The sequence below is a fragment of the Bradyrhizobium icense genome, from assembly GCF_001693385.1.
GTDB lineage: Bacteria > Pseudomonadota > Alphaproteobacteria > Rhizobiales > Xanthobacteraceae > Bradyrhizobium > Bradyrhizobium icense.
Genome location: NZ_CP016428.1, coordinates 1,899,318 through 1,913,805, shown reverse-complemented (window position 1 = coordinate 1,913,805; position 14,488 = coordinate 1,899,318). Strand labels below are relative to the sequence as shown.

At 59.4% G+C, this 14,488-nt stretch carries 11 protein-coding genes and 2 pseudogenes; 5 read left to right on the top strand and 8 right to left on the bottom strand.

Features of this window, described 5'->3' with window-relative positions:
• Nucleotides 1-137: 137 nt before the first annotated feature.
• Nucleotides 138-377, top strand: a pseudogene (locus LMTR13_RS38925) (beta-ketoacyl-ACP synthase II); the annotation flags it as partial.
• A 202-nt stretch (nt 378-579) separates the two neighbouring features.
• Here LMTR13_RS38925 and LMTR13_RS41560 read toward each other — a convergent pair.
• The 3 genes and pseudogenes from LMTR13_RS41560 to LMTR13_RS38920 all read right to left on the bottom strand — a co-directional run.
• Nucleotides 580-691 (bottom strand): annotated as a pseudogene (locus tag LMTR13_RS41560) (IS200/IS605 family transposase); the annotation flags it as partial.
• Nucleotides 692-745: 54 nt separating this feature from the next.
• Nucleotides 746-1,003: a hypothetical protein gene (locus LMTR13_RS08975; RefSeq protein ID WP_418219765.1), complete on the bottom strand. Its 258-nt coding sequence runs from the start codon at nt 1,001-1,003 to the stop codon at nt 746-748.
• Between the two features lie 80 nt (nt 1,004-1,083).
• Nucleotides 1,084-1,356 (bottom strand): helix-turn-helix domain-containing protein, encoded by a 273-nt coding sequence (locus LMTR13_RS38920; protein ID WP_236843317.1) that lies wholly within the window; start codon nt 1,354-1,356, stop codon nt 1,084-1,086.
• 752 nt (nt 1,357-2,108) lie between these two features.
• Here LMTR13_RS38920 and LMTR13_RS42255 point away from each other — a divergent pair.
• The 3 genes from LMTR13_RS42255 to LMTR13_RS08965 all read left to right on the top strand — a co-directional run bounded on the left by LMTR13_RS42255 (nt 2,109) and on the right by LMTR13_RS08965 (nt 4,790).
• Nucleotides 2,109-2,390 (top strand): hypothetical protein, encoded by a 282-nt coding sequence (locus LMTR13_RS42255; protein ID WP_083218927.1) that lies wholly within the window; start codon nt 2,109-2,111, stop codon nt 2,388-2,390.
• Nucleotides 2,391-2,649: 259 nt separating this feature from the next.
• Nucleotides 2,650-3,792: a PqqD family peptide modification chaperone gene (locus tag LMTR13_RS08970; RefSeq protein ID WP_156795512.1), complete on the top strand. Its 1,143-nt coding sequence runs from the start codon at nt 2,650-2,652 to the stop codon at nt 3,790-3,792.
• Nucleotides 3,789-4,790, top strand: coding sequence for a nucleotidyltransferase family protein (locus tag LMTR13_RS08965; RefSeq protein ID WP_065732539.1), 1,002 nt, complete (start codon nt 3,789-3,791; stop codon nt 4,788-4,790). The genes LMTR13_RS08970 and LMTR13_RS08965 overlap by 4 nt, the downstream gene beginning before the upstream one ends.
• Nucleotides 4,791-4,837: 47 nt before the next feature.
• Here the strand turns inward: LMTR13_RS08965 and LMTR13_RS38910 are convergent, their stop codons facing one another.
• From LMTR13_RS38910 to LMTR13_RS08950, 3 genes are read right to left on the bottom strand one after another with little or no spacing between them, the layout of a single operon-like run.
• Nucleotides 4,838-5,449, bottom strand: coding sequence for a type VI secretion system-associated protein TagO (locus LMTR13_RS38910; protein WP_083218926.1), 612 nt, complete (start codon nt 5,447-5,449; stop codon nt 4,838-4,840).
• Nucleotides 5,446-6,450 carry a TAXI family TRAP transporter solute-binding subunit gene (locus tag LMTR13_RS08955; RefSeq protein WP_065727561.1) on the bottom strand — a complete coding sequence of 335 codons (1,005 nt, stop codon included), beginning with the start codon at nt 6,448-6,450 and terminating at the stop codon, nt 5,446-5,448. Before LMTR13_RS08955 ends, LMTR13_RS38910 begins: the two co-directional genes overlap by 4 nt.
• 18 nt (nt 6,451-6,468) lie before the next feature.
• Nucleotides 6,469-9,096 carry a coiled-coil domain-containing protein gene (locus LMTR13_RS08950; protein ID WP_156795511.1) on the bottom strand — a complete coding sequence of 876 codons (2,628 nt, stop codon included), beginning with the start codon at nt 9,094-9,096 and terminating at the stop codon, nt 6,469-6,471.
• Nucleotides 9,097-9,496: 400 nt separating this feature from the next.
• On the opposite strand from LMTR13_RS08950, the gene LMTR13_RS08945 reads away from it, so the two are divergent.
• Nucleotides 9,497-10,045 carry a DsrE family protein gene (locus tag LMTR13_RS08945; RefSeq protein ID WP_065727559.1) on the top strand — a complete coding sequence of 183 codons (549 nt, stop codon included), beginning with the start codon at nt 9,497-9,499 and terminating at the stop codon, nt 10,043-10,045.
• A 355-nt stretch (nt 10,046-10,400) separates the two neighbouring features.
• Here LMTR13_RS08945 and LMTR13_RS08940 read toward each other — a convergent pair whose 3' ends face one another.
• Both LMTR13_RS08940 and LMTR13_RS08935 read right to left on the bottom strand, forming a co-directional pair.
• Nucleotides 10,401-12,563, bottom strand: a complete 2,163-nt coding sequence (locus tag LMTR13_RS08940; RefSeq protein ID WP_065727558.1) for a polysaccharide biosynthesis C-terminal domain-containing protein — start codon at nt 12,561-12,563, stop codon at nt 10,401-10,403.
• On the bottom strand, nt 12,560-14,482 hold the full coding sequence (locus LMTR13_RS08935) for a tyrosine-protein kinase domain-containing protein (protein WP_083218925.1): 1,923 nt from the start codon (nt 14,480-14,482) through the stop codon (nt 12,560-12,562). The genes LMTR13_RS08940 and LMTR13_RS08935 overlap by 4 nt, the downstream gene beginning before the upstream one ends.
• Nucleotides 14,483-14,488 lie beyond the last annotated feature (6 nt).

Below are 14,488 nucleotides of genomic sequence, written 5' to 3'. Positions count from 1 at the left end.
CATGCGGTGAGCTGCTTCAGCAGGCGCGAGGCACCAATAAGATCCTGCGTTTCAAAGCCCTCAGTGAATCTTTGATAGATCGGAGCGAGCAATCGGACGGCCTTGGGCCTGCGGCCAGCCGCGATCCGGTGTGCGGTAAATCGGCGACCGGTCATCTGCTCGGCGCAGCCGGGGGAGCGGAAGCGATCTTCACGATCCTTGCGCTGCGCGATCAGGTCGCGCCGCCAACTCTCAATCTCGAAAATGGCGACGCGGCCGCGGATGGCGTCGACCTCGCGGCGCGTGAGGCTCGGCCCATGACGATGGAGCATGCGATCTCGAATGGCTTCGGCTTCGGGGGCGTCAACGCCAGCGTCATCTTTCGACGTTGGCAATAATCAAGCCTGCCCAGGATCGGCAAGTCATCGCCGACCTACCTGCGACTGGCAAATCGCCGATGAGCGACAAAAATCTTCTCGCGCAATGACTCGCGCCTAAGTATCGCCGGCAAAGCCGGGGGCTTTAGGGATTGAGCCGCTCAAAAGCGGATGTGGGGACGCTAACGCGTCCCCGATTTTATTGGCTACCTAAAGGCGGGCCTCAGCGCCACATGTTCATTTTGTCGAGCCGGGTATCTTCGACCTCCTGCTTGCGGATGTATTCCCTGATCACCGCTTCGTCTCGACCAACGTTTCGAAACGAAGTATCCCCGGCAACGGCTGCCGAACTGCGCCAGGTTCATCTCGCTCTTTCGTCGCGCCATCACCTATCGGATCAAGCCTGACGATTCTGCTAGTTTTTGGAGCTGTTGGCGAGTTTCATAGACCGGCAGGTGCAGCTCGGCCGCTCGATCGGCACGCTCCTTTCTGCGAAATTCCCTCTCTTGCCGCTCGAACTTAGCCATCTCCTTTTCTGCGGCCTGCAGAAAGCGATCGTGCGGCGTAGTGGCCATTTCGGTATGTCCCGCTATCGCCATCTCCTTCGCCTCGTCGGTCTCTTTCGACAAGGTCCGCAGTTCAGTCATGCTAACCTCCTCCTGGCTATTGGAGCTTCGGTTCCGGATCCCGGAGTGAGCGACGAAGCCGGCCGTCCATTTCAACGTGTCTATGGACGCTTCTCCCGCGATCTCACCTCGACGCTGAAGCCCTTGGCCTCGATCGCCCGAATAAGCTGTTCAAGGCTTGGTTCACTTGAAGGCTGCCGGGCGCGTTCTGGTTTCTCAGATGTCACACCGCCTTTGAGGAGGTCGAGACTGACACCCAGGGCATCCGCAACGGCCTGAAGCCTGCTGCTCTTTGGTATTTTCGTTCGATGTTCCCAATGTGAAACGGCGGGCGGTGTGACGTTGACCCGCCTGGCGAGGTCGACTGCTGTCATTGAGCGGTCTTGTCTCAATTGTCTTAGTCGAGAACCGAAGTCCGCGTTTAGTTGTCCGGTCATGTTTGCGTCTCTCCGCAACAACCTCGTTTTTGAGACGGGTGACGTACGGGCCTGTAATCTAGATCAACCTAGCGGCGGGAGAACGGGCCATGAAGGGTTACCACGGTTGACATACCGCAGTGCTGGCTGATCGCCGGATCACTGTGCGAGCGTTTACGCTAACAGCGTCAGCGTTTTGCTCGACGGCAGAAAATCACCTACCGCCATCTATCGCGAATAAAATGAAGTATCGCTGCCTGGTTTGGACAAGGCAAGGCAGAGCTGCAAAGCAGCCATGAGCGCGCGAATTCCTGCGCGCATACTCCCTCCAGGCGCGGCGACGTTGAATTTGGCGAGCGGTGCTTGGATGAAATCCCGGGCATGATTAACTGTCATGGTGGAGTAGGCCGCAATAGCGCCTCACCGATCCTTTGCAGCCATGATCCAACCGGGCGGCGATTAGGCGATTAAGACGACATAGATGCTGTCCCGTAACGCTGATTGCGCCGCCAAGCCCCGTCGTCGGTGCCGATCGCATTCGGCGCGGCAATGGCTGGGCACGCACGAGTCAAGCCTTAGCCCTTGTCGCCGGTGCCTTCTTCCTCGTTATGGGTACCCCGCTTGGATTGCGGCTGCCTCCTTTTGCGCGACGGAACGCCGTGGCGGGCGTGGTATTAATATCTTCGAAAAGTAGAGGGAGTGCCGCCACCATGTCGACACCGAACGCAAAGGGTCCGGAGAACGCGGGCCATTCCAATTCTTCCGAAGATCAAGCGCGCCGTGACTTTCTCAAGAAGGCTGGTCGGTTTGCGGTCGTGACACCCCCGGCAATAACGCTCCTTCTTGGCACGAGCCTGAATTCGCGAGCTATAGCCGGCTCGGCCGGTTCAGGGGGTAAAGGTAAAGGCGGTTCAGGAGGTAAAGGCGGTTCACATCCGGGTTACGGATTCGGAGGTTCAAGCCACCGTCACTTCCCGCCGGGCCGAAGATAGCCCCTCTCTGCAGGCCCGTTCATGCCCGCCGCCTGCAGTCTTCGTGCTTGCGCGCGGCAACGGACCTTGGTGGGGGAATCCGCCCGCCATCCCGGTTCTCGATGCCCCATCGCCGGCACCCTGCCAAAGGGTCCCGGGCCGCCGGCCGGGCTAGCCCTGCTGACCGAATAAGCCCGTCCGACCCTTGGGCGGTGATGGCATTGAACGCTCAACCTGCTCAGAGGCGAGGCATAGGGTTCCCGTGAATCGAGATGCGCGATTGAATGTCAACCAAACGTCGACCCAAAGCCCCGACGAATGCGGTTCGCCCGGATTTGAGATGGTAGGTCGGCTTGCGCGGATCCGAAACCAAAGCATCTTGTTTGGTCCGTCGCAGCAGGCGCTTTTCGCGCTTAATGATATGAGCGCGGATATCTGGCGCTGTCTCGAGGATGGATTGTCGCCCGAAGCCATCTCGTCCGAAATCGCCGGCCGGGGCGTCAATCGGCATCAGGCAGTCGAGTATGTCGACGCGGCGATCAGGCAGTGGGAGCGCTTGGGTCTGATCCGGCTCTCTCCGGCTTGGTTTGCCACTTCGTCCCTCGACCGCGTAAGTCAGGTCGTTGCTGTTCCGGGCGCTCATGTCCGCATCGTCTATCCGGAAGCGCACGCGTTTCCCGCGGCATCTGTATTTCGGCACCTAGAGATCGGAGGAGCTGTTGCCGACGTTGTGCTCGAGTTGGTCGAGCACGGGCAGCGTATCCACCTGTTTCGGGATAGGCGCTGGATTCTCTCGTGCTCCCCGGACGAACTCGCCGTCGTGGTGAAGGGGCAGTTGCTGACTGAGGTTCTCGAGCGCAGCACCTATGAACTTGCCGTCCACGCGGCCGCGCTCCTCCGAGCCGACCGCATCCTGCTCCTCTGCGGCAGTCCTGGCGCGGGCAAGACGACGCTGGCCCTGGGGCTGGTCCGTGCCGGATTCGGCTTCGCTGGAGATGATGTGACGCTCCTCGATTCGCTGGGGCATGGCGTGGGTATCCCGTTTGCACCCGCGGTGAAGGTGGGAGCATGGCCCATTCTCGCCGAATACTACCCCGAGCTGGATGCCGTCCCGGTCTGTCGCCGCCCCGACCGCAGGCGCATTCGCTATCTTGCGCCCGAAGAGTTCGTTTCGCCGTCTCCTCGCAAGGTGGGCTGGGTCGTTCTGCTGCGTCGCCGAGCCGGCGCGGGCGCGGAACTAGTGACCGTCGATCCGGTCGACGCGCTGCGCGGTCTGCTCAACGGCTCATTTGCCCTCGGCGGAGAACTGACTGGCACCGCGTTCGATCTGCTGACCGAGATTGTCAGATCGGCAGATGTGTTTTGCTTGACCTATTCGAGGCTGCCGGACGCGATAGCGCTGCTGCAGAAGGCCTGCCGATGATGCCAGTGGCTGTCGCCCTTGAGGCCTTGATCGCCGGACTTCGCGGACATGCAATAAGCACCGCCGATTGGCAACCGGTCATCGCCCTGGCGAATCGCACCTTGCTTACTCCCGCTTTATTCTCGGCTCTCGCGCGCAGCGGCGAGATCGACCGGCTGCCCGAAGACGTACGCGAGTACTTGAGATTTATTCACGACCGCAACTGGGAGCGCAATGTGCGCCTGCGTGCGCAACTCGCGGAAGCCGTCACCGCGCTGAATCGCAACGGCATCGCTCCGCTCCTTCTCAAGGGCGCCGTTCTCTTGTTTCTTTGTCCGGCTAGTCGAATTCCGGCCAGGATGACCAGCGATCTCGACCTGAGCGTTGATGCGGCCGAAGAGGCGGGCGCCGAACAGTGCTTACGCGAGCTTGGCTACAGGCCATTGGTGAGCGCACGTGGCATGGTACGGCCGCAAGACGTCGGTGTCCTGGAACTCAGACGGACTCAGGGAGTCGAATTTGGACTCTCGACGTTCGTCGAAAGGGATCGCCTCCGGGCGAAAATTCCGTCGCCGCAGGCTCGTGCCCTCCACTGGATCATACATGACCTCCTCAAGGAGGGCGACTACTGGCGCGGCAGAATTGACCTCCGACACCTTCATGATCTCGCGCAAATGGCGGAAAGCGATGATGTCGACTGGACGTCGTTGCGGGCGGCCATGCCGGACCAAAGCAGCCGCAACGCGCTCGATGCTCAGCTCCTCGCGCTGCACGATCTCTTTGGGGTAAGAATTCCCTCCGAGCACACTCAGCGCCTGATGGTTCGGTTGCAGCACTGGAGGCGCATCTTCACGGCGAGACACCCCGTCATGGGCGCGCCTGTGCGATTGGCCGGCAATTTGGCATGGGGTGCGCGGCGGTTTTCGCAGGCCGCCGATTTGGCGCAGCGTGGTTCCGTCGACCTCGCACGCCGTATGGCCCGTACGCTTCTGGAAAGTGATGGTCAGTCGAAGCTCTAGTATGCCGCGCGACGACAGGTGACCGCGCTGTCTACCCATGCCGCCATTTATTCAGGCTGGGGCCAATTGCACATGGTTGCGATCTTGCGCCGGACAGAATCCAGACCGGCCAATTTGAACGCGCCTTCGTTGGACGACGTCCTTCCAGCATACACTTTGATGAGCATTTGGCCGCTGGCCGGCATCGAGCGTAGAAGGCGGACGACATCGCCCGGAAAAGCAAGAGATCTGCCATTATTTGCGGGCTTCCAGCGCGCTTCAACGGTCGGTTCGTCGTTGATCCGATACGCCACCGTAACCTCACCATCTTGTCTGCCCGCCGTCGAGATCGTCAGCTCTGTGCGCCCGGCACGACAACGTATAGCAAGCGATGTGGGTGCATCTCGCGATGACGAACGCGCTTTTGTTACTGCAACGATCTGTGGGCTGTAATCCACGGGCGAGGTGGTCTCGCTAATGATCCAGTTCGGCTCGTGGGAAACTGCGGAATCAGGTGTTTCAGTCCTCAAGAGTTCATCGACGCATTCTAACCGTTCCGTGCCGTCAAACTGGGAGCATGCCTTCAAGCGGTCAAATATATTGTCGGTGCCGACCTGAGCACATATCGCCTGGCTTAGTCCTAAGAGCATGGCCGCCGCAACGGCAGCGCTCCCCCTCATCGCGACAACCTCGCGGTCCCGGCTGGTGGGCGATCAAGCCACTCCTGCGCAGGCCGAAACCGGCCGAGACTCGGCACGTTCGCGCGCAGATTCACTTGTTTCCATTTCGGATCGAAACCTGGAGACTGCAATTGATCGAGGCGGCTAAACAGTTGATCCACCAAGCGCTCCACACGCCGGTACCGATCGGACCGTTGCGGCCAGTTAAAGGCAGCCAAGATGGTAGGAACTGCAATCGTCGCGACCCTCTCATCTTTTTGCACCAGATTCGGATAGTCTGTCGCGTCGATCGATGAGGGAAGATAATAGTCCTCGAACTTTGCATCGTATTCGACAGCGAGGAATTTGAAGCCGGGCTCCCAGCGTCCCTTCACAAAGGCATCGACCGGTTTTGACGTCACAAATACGACCGCCGAGAGTTCTCCGCGCTTCATTTGTTCCAGGGCTAGCTGATGGGGAATGAACATCTTCTCCACATTTAGCCCCAATCGGCTAAAGATCAGCGGACCAGAGTAGGCTGCGGCCGTCCCTTGCGTGTTGAAGTTGACCTTTTTGTCCTTGAGATCGTCGAGTGATCGGATCTCGGGACGGACGAAGATGTGCAATTCGGATGGAAAGAGGTTCAGGAGGTAAACGAGGCGTCGCTCGATAAACGGCATTTGAGCTTTGTACTCGTCAAGAGCATCCGTGTTGATGATCGCGGCATCAACGCCCCGGAGGTAAAGCAGCGCATTTACGTTCTCCGTAGCACCGCGCGTTACGATCGGGAGGACATGAAGCCTGCCCTCTTCGTTCACGACACGGGCGATTTCTGCGGCGAGGCGAATTGGCGCGCCTTCAATGAGGCCGCCGGCGAGACCAACGGTCCACGCATTGGTGCGCTCCCTCATGGTCGCGTCTGTCTTCGTCGCTGTTTCGCGCCTTTGGGATTGAGCGTGGGCAGCCATTTGAAGCCCAAGCAGCGTCAATGCAATCGTGAACGAGACCTTTATAAGCGACATCCGGATCTCCGCTCCAGGCTAGCGGCCTTGGGTTAGCGAACTGCGAACCGATAGCTTCTGCAGCCTTTTGATTCGCTCCTTCGCATCTTCAATGCCGCCCGAAAGTGCTAATTCATATAGTTCGCGTGCCTTTGCAATATCGCCGGCGATTCCGCGTACGCGCCACGATAGCAGCACGCGATCGTCGTATGTCTCGGCCAGCATAAAGGCAGCTCGGGCGCTACCACGCTGAGCAGCATGTTCAAGCAACGGCCGAGCACCGCTGATATTGGCTTCTCGGAGCAATGCAATTGCCCGGGCGAGCAGCCTCTGTTCGTCAACAAAGGGACGGGGAAGGCTACGTGCCGGCGTAGATGGCGCCGAAACCGCAGCGGCGTTCGATTCCAGAACAGGCTCGCGTTCGCGAGCGGCGGATTGCGCTGCCGTCGGCTTCGCTTCCGGCGTCGACGGCGGCTCCTGATAAAAGGCAGCGGCTTGCATAGAAGCCTGTTGCGGGTGATGGAACGTCCCCTCCGTTGTCACGGAGCGGGATGTGGCGACCCACTCGGGCAGACCATCGAGGGCAGCGGGGGTCCGAAGAGCTTTCAAGGCCGCAAGCTGCCGATTTCCGGCATCTAGTTGATCTCTAACAGAGGCAAGTTCGCGCGCAACGGCGTCGGCACGATCACGTTCGGCGGCGAGAGCTGTTTTCTGTTCCCACGCGCTGACCCTGCTTACATCGGTTACTTCCTGCACCTCGGCGTGTGCGGCAGCAAGGCGCGCGGAATGCTCGCCGGCCTGCATTCGCGCCGAGGCAAGCTCTCGGGCGAGCGTCTCAGCGCGGTCACGTTCATTTTTAAGTGCCTGCTCGTGTTCGATCTTGGCTGCCTCAACAACCCGCGCGGCTTCCTGCGCAAACCCCTGCGCGTTGTCGAGTTCTGCCCGGAGCAGGGCCAGTTCACGCGCGAGGGCCTCTGCTCCGTCCCGCTGCTGCTTGAGTTCCTTCTCGAGCGCCTGCTTGTGCTCGACTTGCACCACGGCGGCATTGGCGGCAGCCGAGCGGATGTGAGACTCGACTTGATCTCTGGCGGAGGCAAGTTCACGCGCAAGGGCGTCGGCACGGTCGCGTTCGGCGGCGAGAGCGGTTTTCTCTTCCGATGCGCTGGCCCTGCCCGTCTCAGTTACTCGCAATACCTCGGCGTATGCGGCAGCAAGGCGTGTAGAACGCTCGTCAGCCTGCTTTCGCGCCGAGGCAAGCTCTCCGGTGATTGTCTCAGCGCGGTCGCGTTCCTTTTTAAGTGCCTGCTCGTGTTCGACCTTGGCTGCCTCAACACTCCGCGCAGCCTCCTGGGCAACCCCGTGGACGTTGTCGAGTTCGGTCCGGAGAAGGGCCAGTTCACGCGCGAGGGCGTCGGCACGGTCTCGTTCGGAGGCGAGAGCGACTTTCTGTTCCGATGCAGCGTCCGCTCTGTCTCGCTGCTGCTTGAGCTCCCGTTCGAGGGTCCGGCTTTGCTCCGCGCCCGCAGCGGCAGCTTGCGCTGCTTCTGAAGCCGCAAGCCGAGTCGTGTCGAGTTCTGCCCGAACCGACGCAAGGTCGCGCGCAAGGGTCTCTGCTTTGTCCCGCTGCCGTTCGAGTTCCTGTTCGAGAGCCCCCTTCTGCTCCGCTATTGCTGCGGCAGCCCGGGCAGCTTCTGAACCCGAGGTCTGTGCCGCCTCGTGTTCCGTACGAAGGGAAGCCAGGTCGCGCGCAAGAGCGTCTGCTTTGTCCCGCTCCTGCTTGAGCTCTCGTTCAAAGACCTGCTTTTGCGCGGATGCTTCCGCGATAGCCTGCTTGACTTCTGAATCCGCGATCCGTGCCGCGTCGATTTCCGCCCGAGCTGAAGCGAGGTCGCGCGCAAGAGCGTCTGCTTTGTCCCGCTGCTGCTTGAGCTCTTGCTCGATCGTTGCAGCGGCAGCTTGCACGGCTTGCGGCCCTGCCGCAGCCGGGGCCCGCGCTGCCTCAAGTTCGGCTCGGACGGATGCAAGCTCACCTGCGAGGTCATCCGCCCTTTGTCGCTCCTGCTCGAGTGCCTGCGTTTGCTTTATCCCTACCTCGCTCGCCTGGATAGCTTCCCGGCTTATGGCACGCGCAGTTTCCAGTTCTGACTGAAGGGCGGTAAGTTCACGCGTAAGCATCTCGGCCGTCAGCGCTCGTGGTTGTTTGGCCGGCGCCGCTTCAGTGGTCGACCGAGTTGCATCGAACTCCGCTCGGACTTTCGAGACCAGCGCTCGAGCAAGCGCTTCCGCCCTGCCCCACTCCTGTTCCCATTCAAGAGCGCGTCGCCGCTCCCGATCCGGGACAGGTTGAGAGGCATGTGCCATGTTGCCGTCTCCCGCGTCTGACTGCGGAACGGGAGTAAGCTGAGCTACAAGATTGGTGATCTCTCCATGGGCGCGCTCAGGCCTCCGCTTCGGCTCAATCGGCGTAATCTCGGCAACTTCCGTAACCAGCCCGGAACGTTGTCGAATGATGTAGGACTCGGGGAGTTTGTATCCCATTGCGGTCGTTGCCATGAAGGCTTGACCTTGGCCTTCGTCGCACCGACCATCCTCGATAGCTCCGATGAAGAGACACAGAATCAAAGCTCCAGCAGCCACATAGGCGCGCGCCGAAACTCTGCCTGCCACACGTGAGCCCTCAATAGTTTTGGACGGCATCAGCCGACAGGCTGGAGCAAGAACAATGGGCTCGTGCTCGCTGCGAAGAACAAGGCCTAGGCGCGCCGTCCGAACGCCAGCGGTCAACCGGATAGTTGATCCTGATTGCTGCGATGCTGACGTAATTGCCTCTGACGCCATCGTGACGACTCGGTTGGTGCTGTGACATTTTCTTGTCATGACACAACCTACGTCGGCCGCTTGTCGATGTTGCAATGGAGGTAATCACAACGAGGTAAATGCACCCACCTACGGCAATTAAGTTGATTACGTGCGCTTGCTCTGAACGATTCTTGACCCGCCTAACCACGCCTGACTAGGCTGTGGCGACACTTGAGCCGACCCCCCTCACGCACGCAGGGAAAACAACATGAACAGATCATGCGTCACCTTCACCGCCGCCATTGCCTCCATTGGGTTTATCCTGGTGATGAGCACCCAAATCGGCCGTTCTGCACAGAGCAACACTTCTTCGACACTCAATGCTGCCAAAGTCAGCGTTGCCAAAGCCAATGCTAAGGCCAAGATCACCGACACCGCCACTCGATCGCAGCCCCATCGGCTGGCTGTACAGGTCAACGTCAATGACCCCGCAATCATGAATCTCGCTCTCAACAACGTAAGCAATGCAGCGCGTCACTACAGCGAACTCGGCCAGAAGGTTGAGATCGAGGTGGTAGCCTTTGGACCTGGACTGCACATGCTGCGAGACGACACTTCTCCCGTTAAAGCACGCATCACGTCTATGAGTGAAAGCATGCCAGGGCTCAGCTTTTCCGCATGCGGAAATACCCGCGAAAACATGACAAAAGTTGAGGCCAAAGAGATCCCTCTCGTCGCTCAGGCGAAGGTCACCGAATCGGGAGTGGTGCGGCTCATGGAGCTGCAAGAGCGAGGTTGGGCCTATCTACGGCCCTGAGTTTCAGCGAGAGAGATCGACCTTGTCAGACGCAACGGCGATCGACGTTCCGCAGCCCCTTGAGTAGAACGGAGAGAACAGACAAGCGATCTGCGTGGCTGGACTTGCGACTGATTTAGCGCTCGACACCCGCCCAATCGATCATCGGTTGCAGCAACTAGTTTACTATCGTGCGAGTTCCGATCTGCACAACGACTTCCGCCGGCATGCCCGGCGCGAGCTGGGGTCGCCGAACCGGCGAAACCCATTATCAGGTACGACGCCTCCGTCGGCACTCGCCATTCGTTGTTCGCCTTGATTCGTTCGGAACGAGCGCACGGGACTTCGCTTCAGTTCTTGCGGCCCCGGGTCAAGTTCATGAGACCGCATGGCGGCGACTCGACCAAAACTCGACGATAGCAAAGTGCAGTCCGGCGGTCATATTGACGCGTTTGGAAATGTAGATCGCCATTGCCCCACTCCAAATGACGTTGGTCGCAGCCGTGGCAACTGCTGCCCCCATTGCTCCATATAAGGCTATGCCGATCGCGCAACCGAAGACGTTTACGATGACCCCCATCAGCATAAGCGCGGCAGCTACCCGTTCGCGCCCGGTCATGGTCAAAAGATTCTGCTGCGGACCCATTGCAGCGGCAAAGATCTGTCCTGCGATAAGAACCTGGGTAATTGGAGCTGCTGCGACGAACTCATCTCCGAAGAATCGCAACAGTGGCTCTGTCAGCAACAACAGTGGCAGCGCCAGCACTATCGTTCCAGCAACCGATAGGACGGTCGCTCGGGCAAACAGTCTTTGAAGCGCGTCCTCATCCTGGTTGGCGTGAAGCCTCGAGACATTCGGCGAAAAGAATGTCCCTACCGCCATGCGAGGGAGGATTAGCAAGAGGGCCAAATTCAGCCCCAGCGCGAAGATGCCTGCCGCATGGGTGTCACCGGCCCAAACCAAAAGGATCAGGCCGGCGCGGCTAAGGAGAACGTCCAGTCCTGTCATTATCATGACGGGAAACGCGAGGTGCCACCAGTCGCCCGGAGCATAGGCAGGCTCCGCAGATCGCAATTGCGGCGGCCACAGCTTGAGAATGCTCCGCAGGAGGAGGCCAGCCGTGACCACAGAGCTTATCATCAATGCGCTCAGAACTGTTGTGGCATCCGGCGGTGTGACGCTGAACGCTGCGACGAGCAGGACGATCGCAAGCATGAGGCCGTCGCGGCCCAGGCGCTCGGGGGCAATCGCCGAAATCACGCCACCAAACGCGCGCACCGTAGCTCCACTAAGCACATAGAGCGCGACCAGGGGTACGGTTGCCAAGCCTATTGCGAGACTGATGGTCATCTCGTGCCAGACGTTCTGCGCAAGCGACAACACGATAGCGATACCGCAGATTGCGATTGCCATGGCGACCAAGAACGAGCGCTGGAATGCAAATCGGATAACGCCGCGCGCCAACGGCCATCGTTCCTTTGCGCTATAGGCCGGCACGAATCGCAGCAGCACCATGCTAAATCCGAGCGTTGCGACGTAGGAGAGAAGGGTCATCCAGGCCAAGACGTAGGAATAGATGCCGTAGCTCGTCGCTCCAATCGTTCGAGCTATCACAAGCTGTGCCAGACCCGTCAGCCCGGCACCGCCAACATAAATCAGAAACGACCACAGGCTCGCTCTCGCTAAACGATCGGTAAGGTCTGTTTCGGACTGAGCGGCAGTCGAAATCCCAGGATTCTTGGAAGATGGCGCGGGTTCTTCGCTAGGATAGTCGAATTGCTCGCGCTCCGGGCTAGATTGCAACACGGTCGCTGGAGGCTCCCCGAATCTGGCCGCGATCTCCTCCTCGACGAGATCGAGAGCATTGCGCATGAGCGTCGGATCGAGTGAGTTGACAGAAATCATTCGCCGATCTTCGGTCGCCAGCAGCGAACCAACGTAATCGGTAATGGGCTTCATCTTGAGAAATGTTCGCACATCGCGGTCCAGCCATTTCTCCACGAACGACTTTCGACCTGATCTCTGACGGAGCCGCTGTTCCAACAGCTCTTTTGGAGCGTCGAATCGAATCAGCAGGTCCGGCCGCCTCCGCATGCTAATTGCCTGAGCGATCGTCGTTTGATCTGCCCGGCTATGCAGCGCCAAGCTGCAAACAGCTTGAACAAAGCCCTGATCGAACAATACGATGCGATCGGGCTTGTGTGGGTCATTCCACGCGCACGAAAACCTGACGACGTATTGACTGATTCTGATCCACCAAGCCGGACTAGCCGGCGGCATCAGGCGGAGCAGATCACGAGCGAGACGCAATCCTGGACCATTTGAGATGGGCCGGCACAGAATCGCGATGGCAACGAAAATGGCGGAGATGGCGCGTAACAGCGCTGGGAGAAATCCGCCGCGGCTCAAGAACTCACTCTTTAGCCGAGGGAAAACGATGAGATCGACCGTGTATCCGCGCTGGCGCAGGCGCTGAGCTAGCGCTCGGCTAAACGTTGTTTTTCCTGCGCCTGGTGGACCGAATGCCTCGATGATCATGCGTTCCTCGGTCGCTTGCTAAACTTATCTTGAGGCTTGACATTGGGCTGTGCAGGACCGGCAACGTCGATTGCGGGTTTAATCCTTATCCATCGGCGGACCGCGGCCCCTAACTGACGGTAGCGGCTTATCAAGGCTGATACGCGGTGCTTTTTCACATCGAGATGGTCGTGCTCTGACGGATGTCGGCGTACCAGGACTGACCAGAATTTGGCCTCGACGTTGGAATGCTCCGCTCGGGCAAGCAGTTGCAGATTCGTCTGCGCTATGTCTCGATTAGTGCGTCCAGCGCGAACAGCAAGCAAGACATGGTCCGTCCAACGCACTAGAAGGCCGACTTCAGGCGCCTCCTGCAACGCGGGAGCGTCGATCACCACGAAATCATAGGCGTCTCGCAACTGTTCGAGTAGCGAGGAGACCTTCGGACTTGCCAGCATCCAATGACGATTTCCGTCAGAGAACCCTGCTGGCAAATAGTCAATGCCCAACTCCTGGATATGCTGGATTGCATGTGCAGGCGGCTGGTCATGCGCCAACATGCCGAACAGATCCGTGGTGTCGTCACCCGGTCGACGGAACACATGGCCCAAATCCAGGAGTAGAACGCGTCGTCCCAGCTGTGCAGCGCAATAGCCAAGGCTCCACGAAATCGCGGTCTTTCCCTCTCCGCGAGCACTGGACGTCACGAGGGCAATTTGCTGCGACCGCGGGGTTGTTGGATCAGAAGCAAGTAAAGATACGACCATCGAGCGAATTGATCTCATGTACTCGGTCGCGGGTTGCTTCAGTATCTCCAGAGGCTTTCTGCTCAGCCCGCGAGGGATCGACGGTATTAGCCCGGCGCACGGAATGCGCAGCGCTTCTACGACTTCCGGCTCGGTATGCAGAGTTCGATCAAAGCGATTACGGACAACTGCGATCAGGCACGCAAACAAGGCGAAGGCAATCGTAGTGGGAGGAATGAGAAACAGAGGATTCAAGGAAGTGGGAAGCTCTGGCGGCGAGGCATGTGCTACCACGCTCACCTCTGATTCTATGGCGAGGCCCTTCGCAATCACTTCCTGCCGGCGGCGCAGCAACATTTCAAACTGCTGTGCCAACGTCGTCATCTGCCACTCGAGGGCGGCGATCCGGGACGGTGAACTCTGGCCAAGACGGCTAGCATCCAATTCCGTCTTTATCTTGGACAGCTCGCGCTGAACAACGGCGACTGCGTTAAGGGTGTTCGCCTCATTGGTCTGCTTTTGACGGGCGAGTTCATCGACATAGGATCGTGCTATCAAGTTGGCGACTTCCGCCGCCCGCTTCGGATCGCGGTCCGTGAACAAAACGCTGATGATCCTGGATCGGCGCTCCCGTCCGACCATCAGACGGCCCCTTAAGGCAGCTAATGCTTCGCCATCGGGATGTTCGGTGATAGCGAGCAACGTCCGGATCTTTGACCATGCGGGACGGAAGAGCGCTCTCACGCGCTTTGTCCATGGCGGGGGTCCCACGTTGTCGTACCGTGCAGCATCGAGCTCCCTCAGCGGGGGCAGAAGTCGCAGTAGGTAGGCGTCGGACAACAAGACCGTGATGTGGGTATCGATGGCAGTATCCTCGTTCCCGGCACTCGGCGCCTCCCCGCTGGAGCCGGCAGCGTCGGGTGGGCCAGGGTTTCGAACGTTTACCGCGAGCTGTGTCGTCGCCGTGTAGGAGCGCGACATCAGAATGCTGGCAGCCACGGCGAGCAGCACCCCCGCGACAATCATCTTGACGATAAACGGCTTGTATTTCCGGATGCTGTCCAGCACCTGTTTCACCGATTGGACGGCATCGTCTGAAGGCGGGGACCGTCGTGCCGGATTCGATTCGCTTCCTGACCATTCTTCTGGATCAACGGTCAGGGATCGACTCCGTTTGCCTGTCAACGCGTCCATGATGCG

Coding starts and splice junctions, on each gene's coding strand:
- LMTR13_RS08975 (WP_418219765.1), bottom strand. CDS start 1,003: ATGACTGAACTGCGGACCTTGTCGAAAGAGACCGACGAGGCGAAGGAG.
- LMTR13_RS38920 (WP_236843317.1), bottom strand. CDS start 1,356: ATGACAGCAGTCGACCTCGCCAGGCGGGTCAACGTCACACCGCCCGCC.
- LMTR13_RS42255 (WP_083218927.1), top strand. CDS start 2,109: ATGTCGACACCGAACGCAAAGGGTCCGGAGAACGCGGGCCATTCCAAT.
- LMTR13_RS08965 (WP_065732539.1), top strand. CDS start 3,789: ATGATGCCAGTGGCTGTCGCCCTTGAGGCCTTGATCGCCGGACTTCGC.
- LMTR13_RS38910 (WP_083218926.1), bottom strand. CDS start 5,449: ATGAGGGGGAGCGCTGCCGTTGCGGCGGCCATGCTCTTAGGACTAAGC.
- LMTR13_RS08955 (WP_065727561.1), bottom strand. CDS start 6,450: ATGTCGCTTATAAAGGTCTCGTTCACGATTGCATTGACGCTGCTTGGG.
- LMTR13_RS08945 (WP_065727559.1), top strand. CDS start 9,497: ATGAACAGATCATGCGTCACCTTCACCGCCGCCATTGCCTCCATTGGG.
- LMTR13_RS08940 (WP_065727558.1), bottom strand. CDS start 12,563: ATGATCATCGAGGCATTCGGTCCACCAGGCGCAGGAAAAACAACGTTT.
- LMTR13_RS08935 (WP_083218925.1), bottom strand. CDS start 14,482: ATGGACGCGTTGACAGGCAAACGGAGTCGATCCCTGACCGTTGATCCA.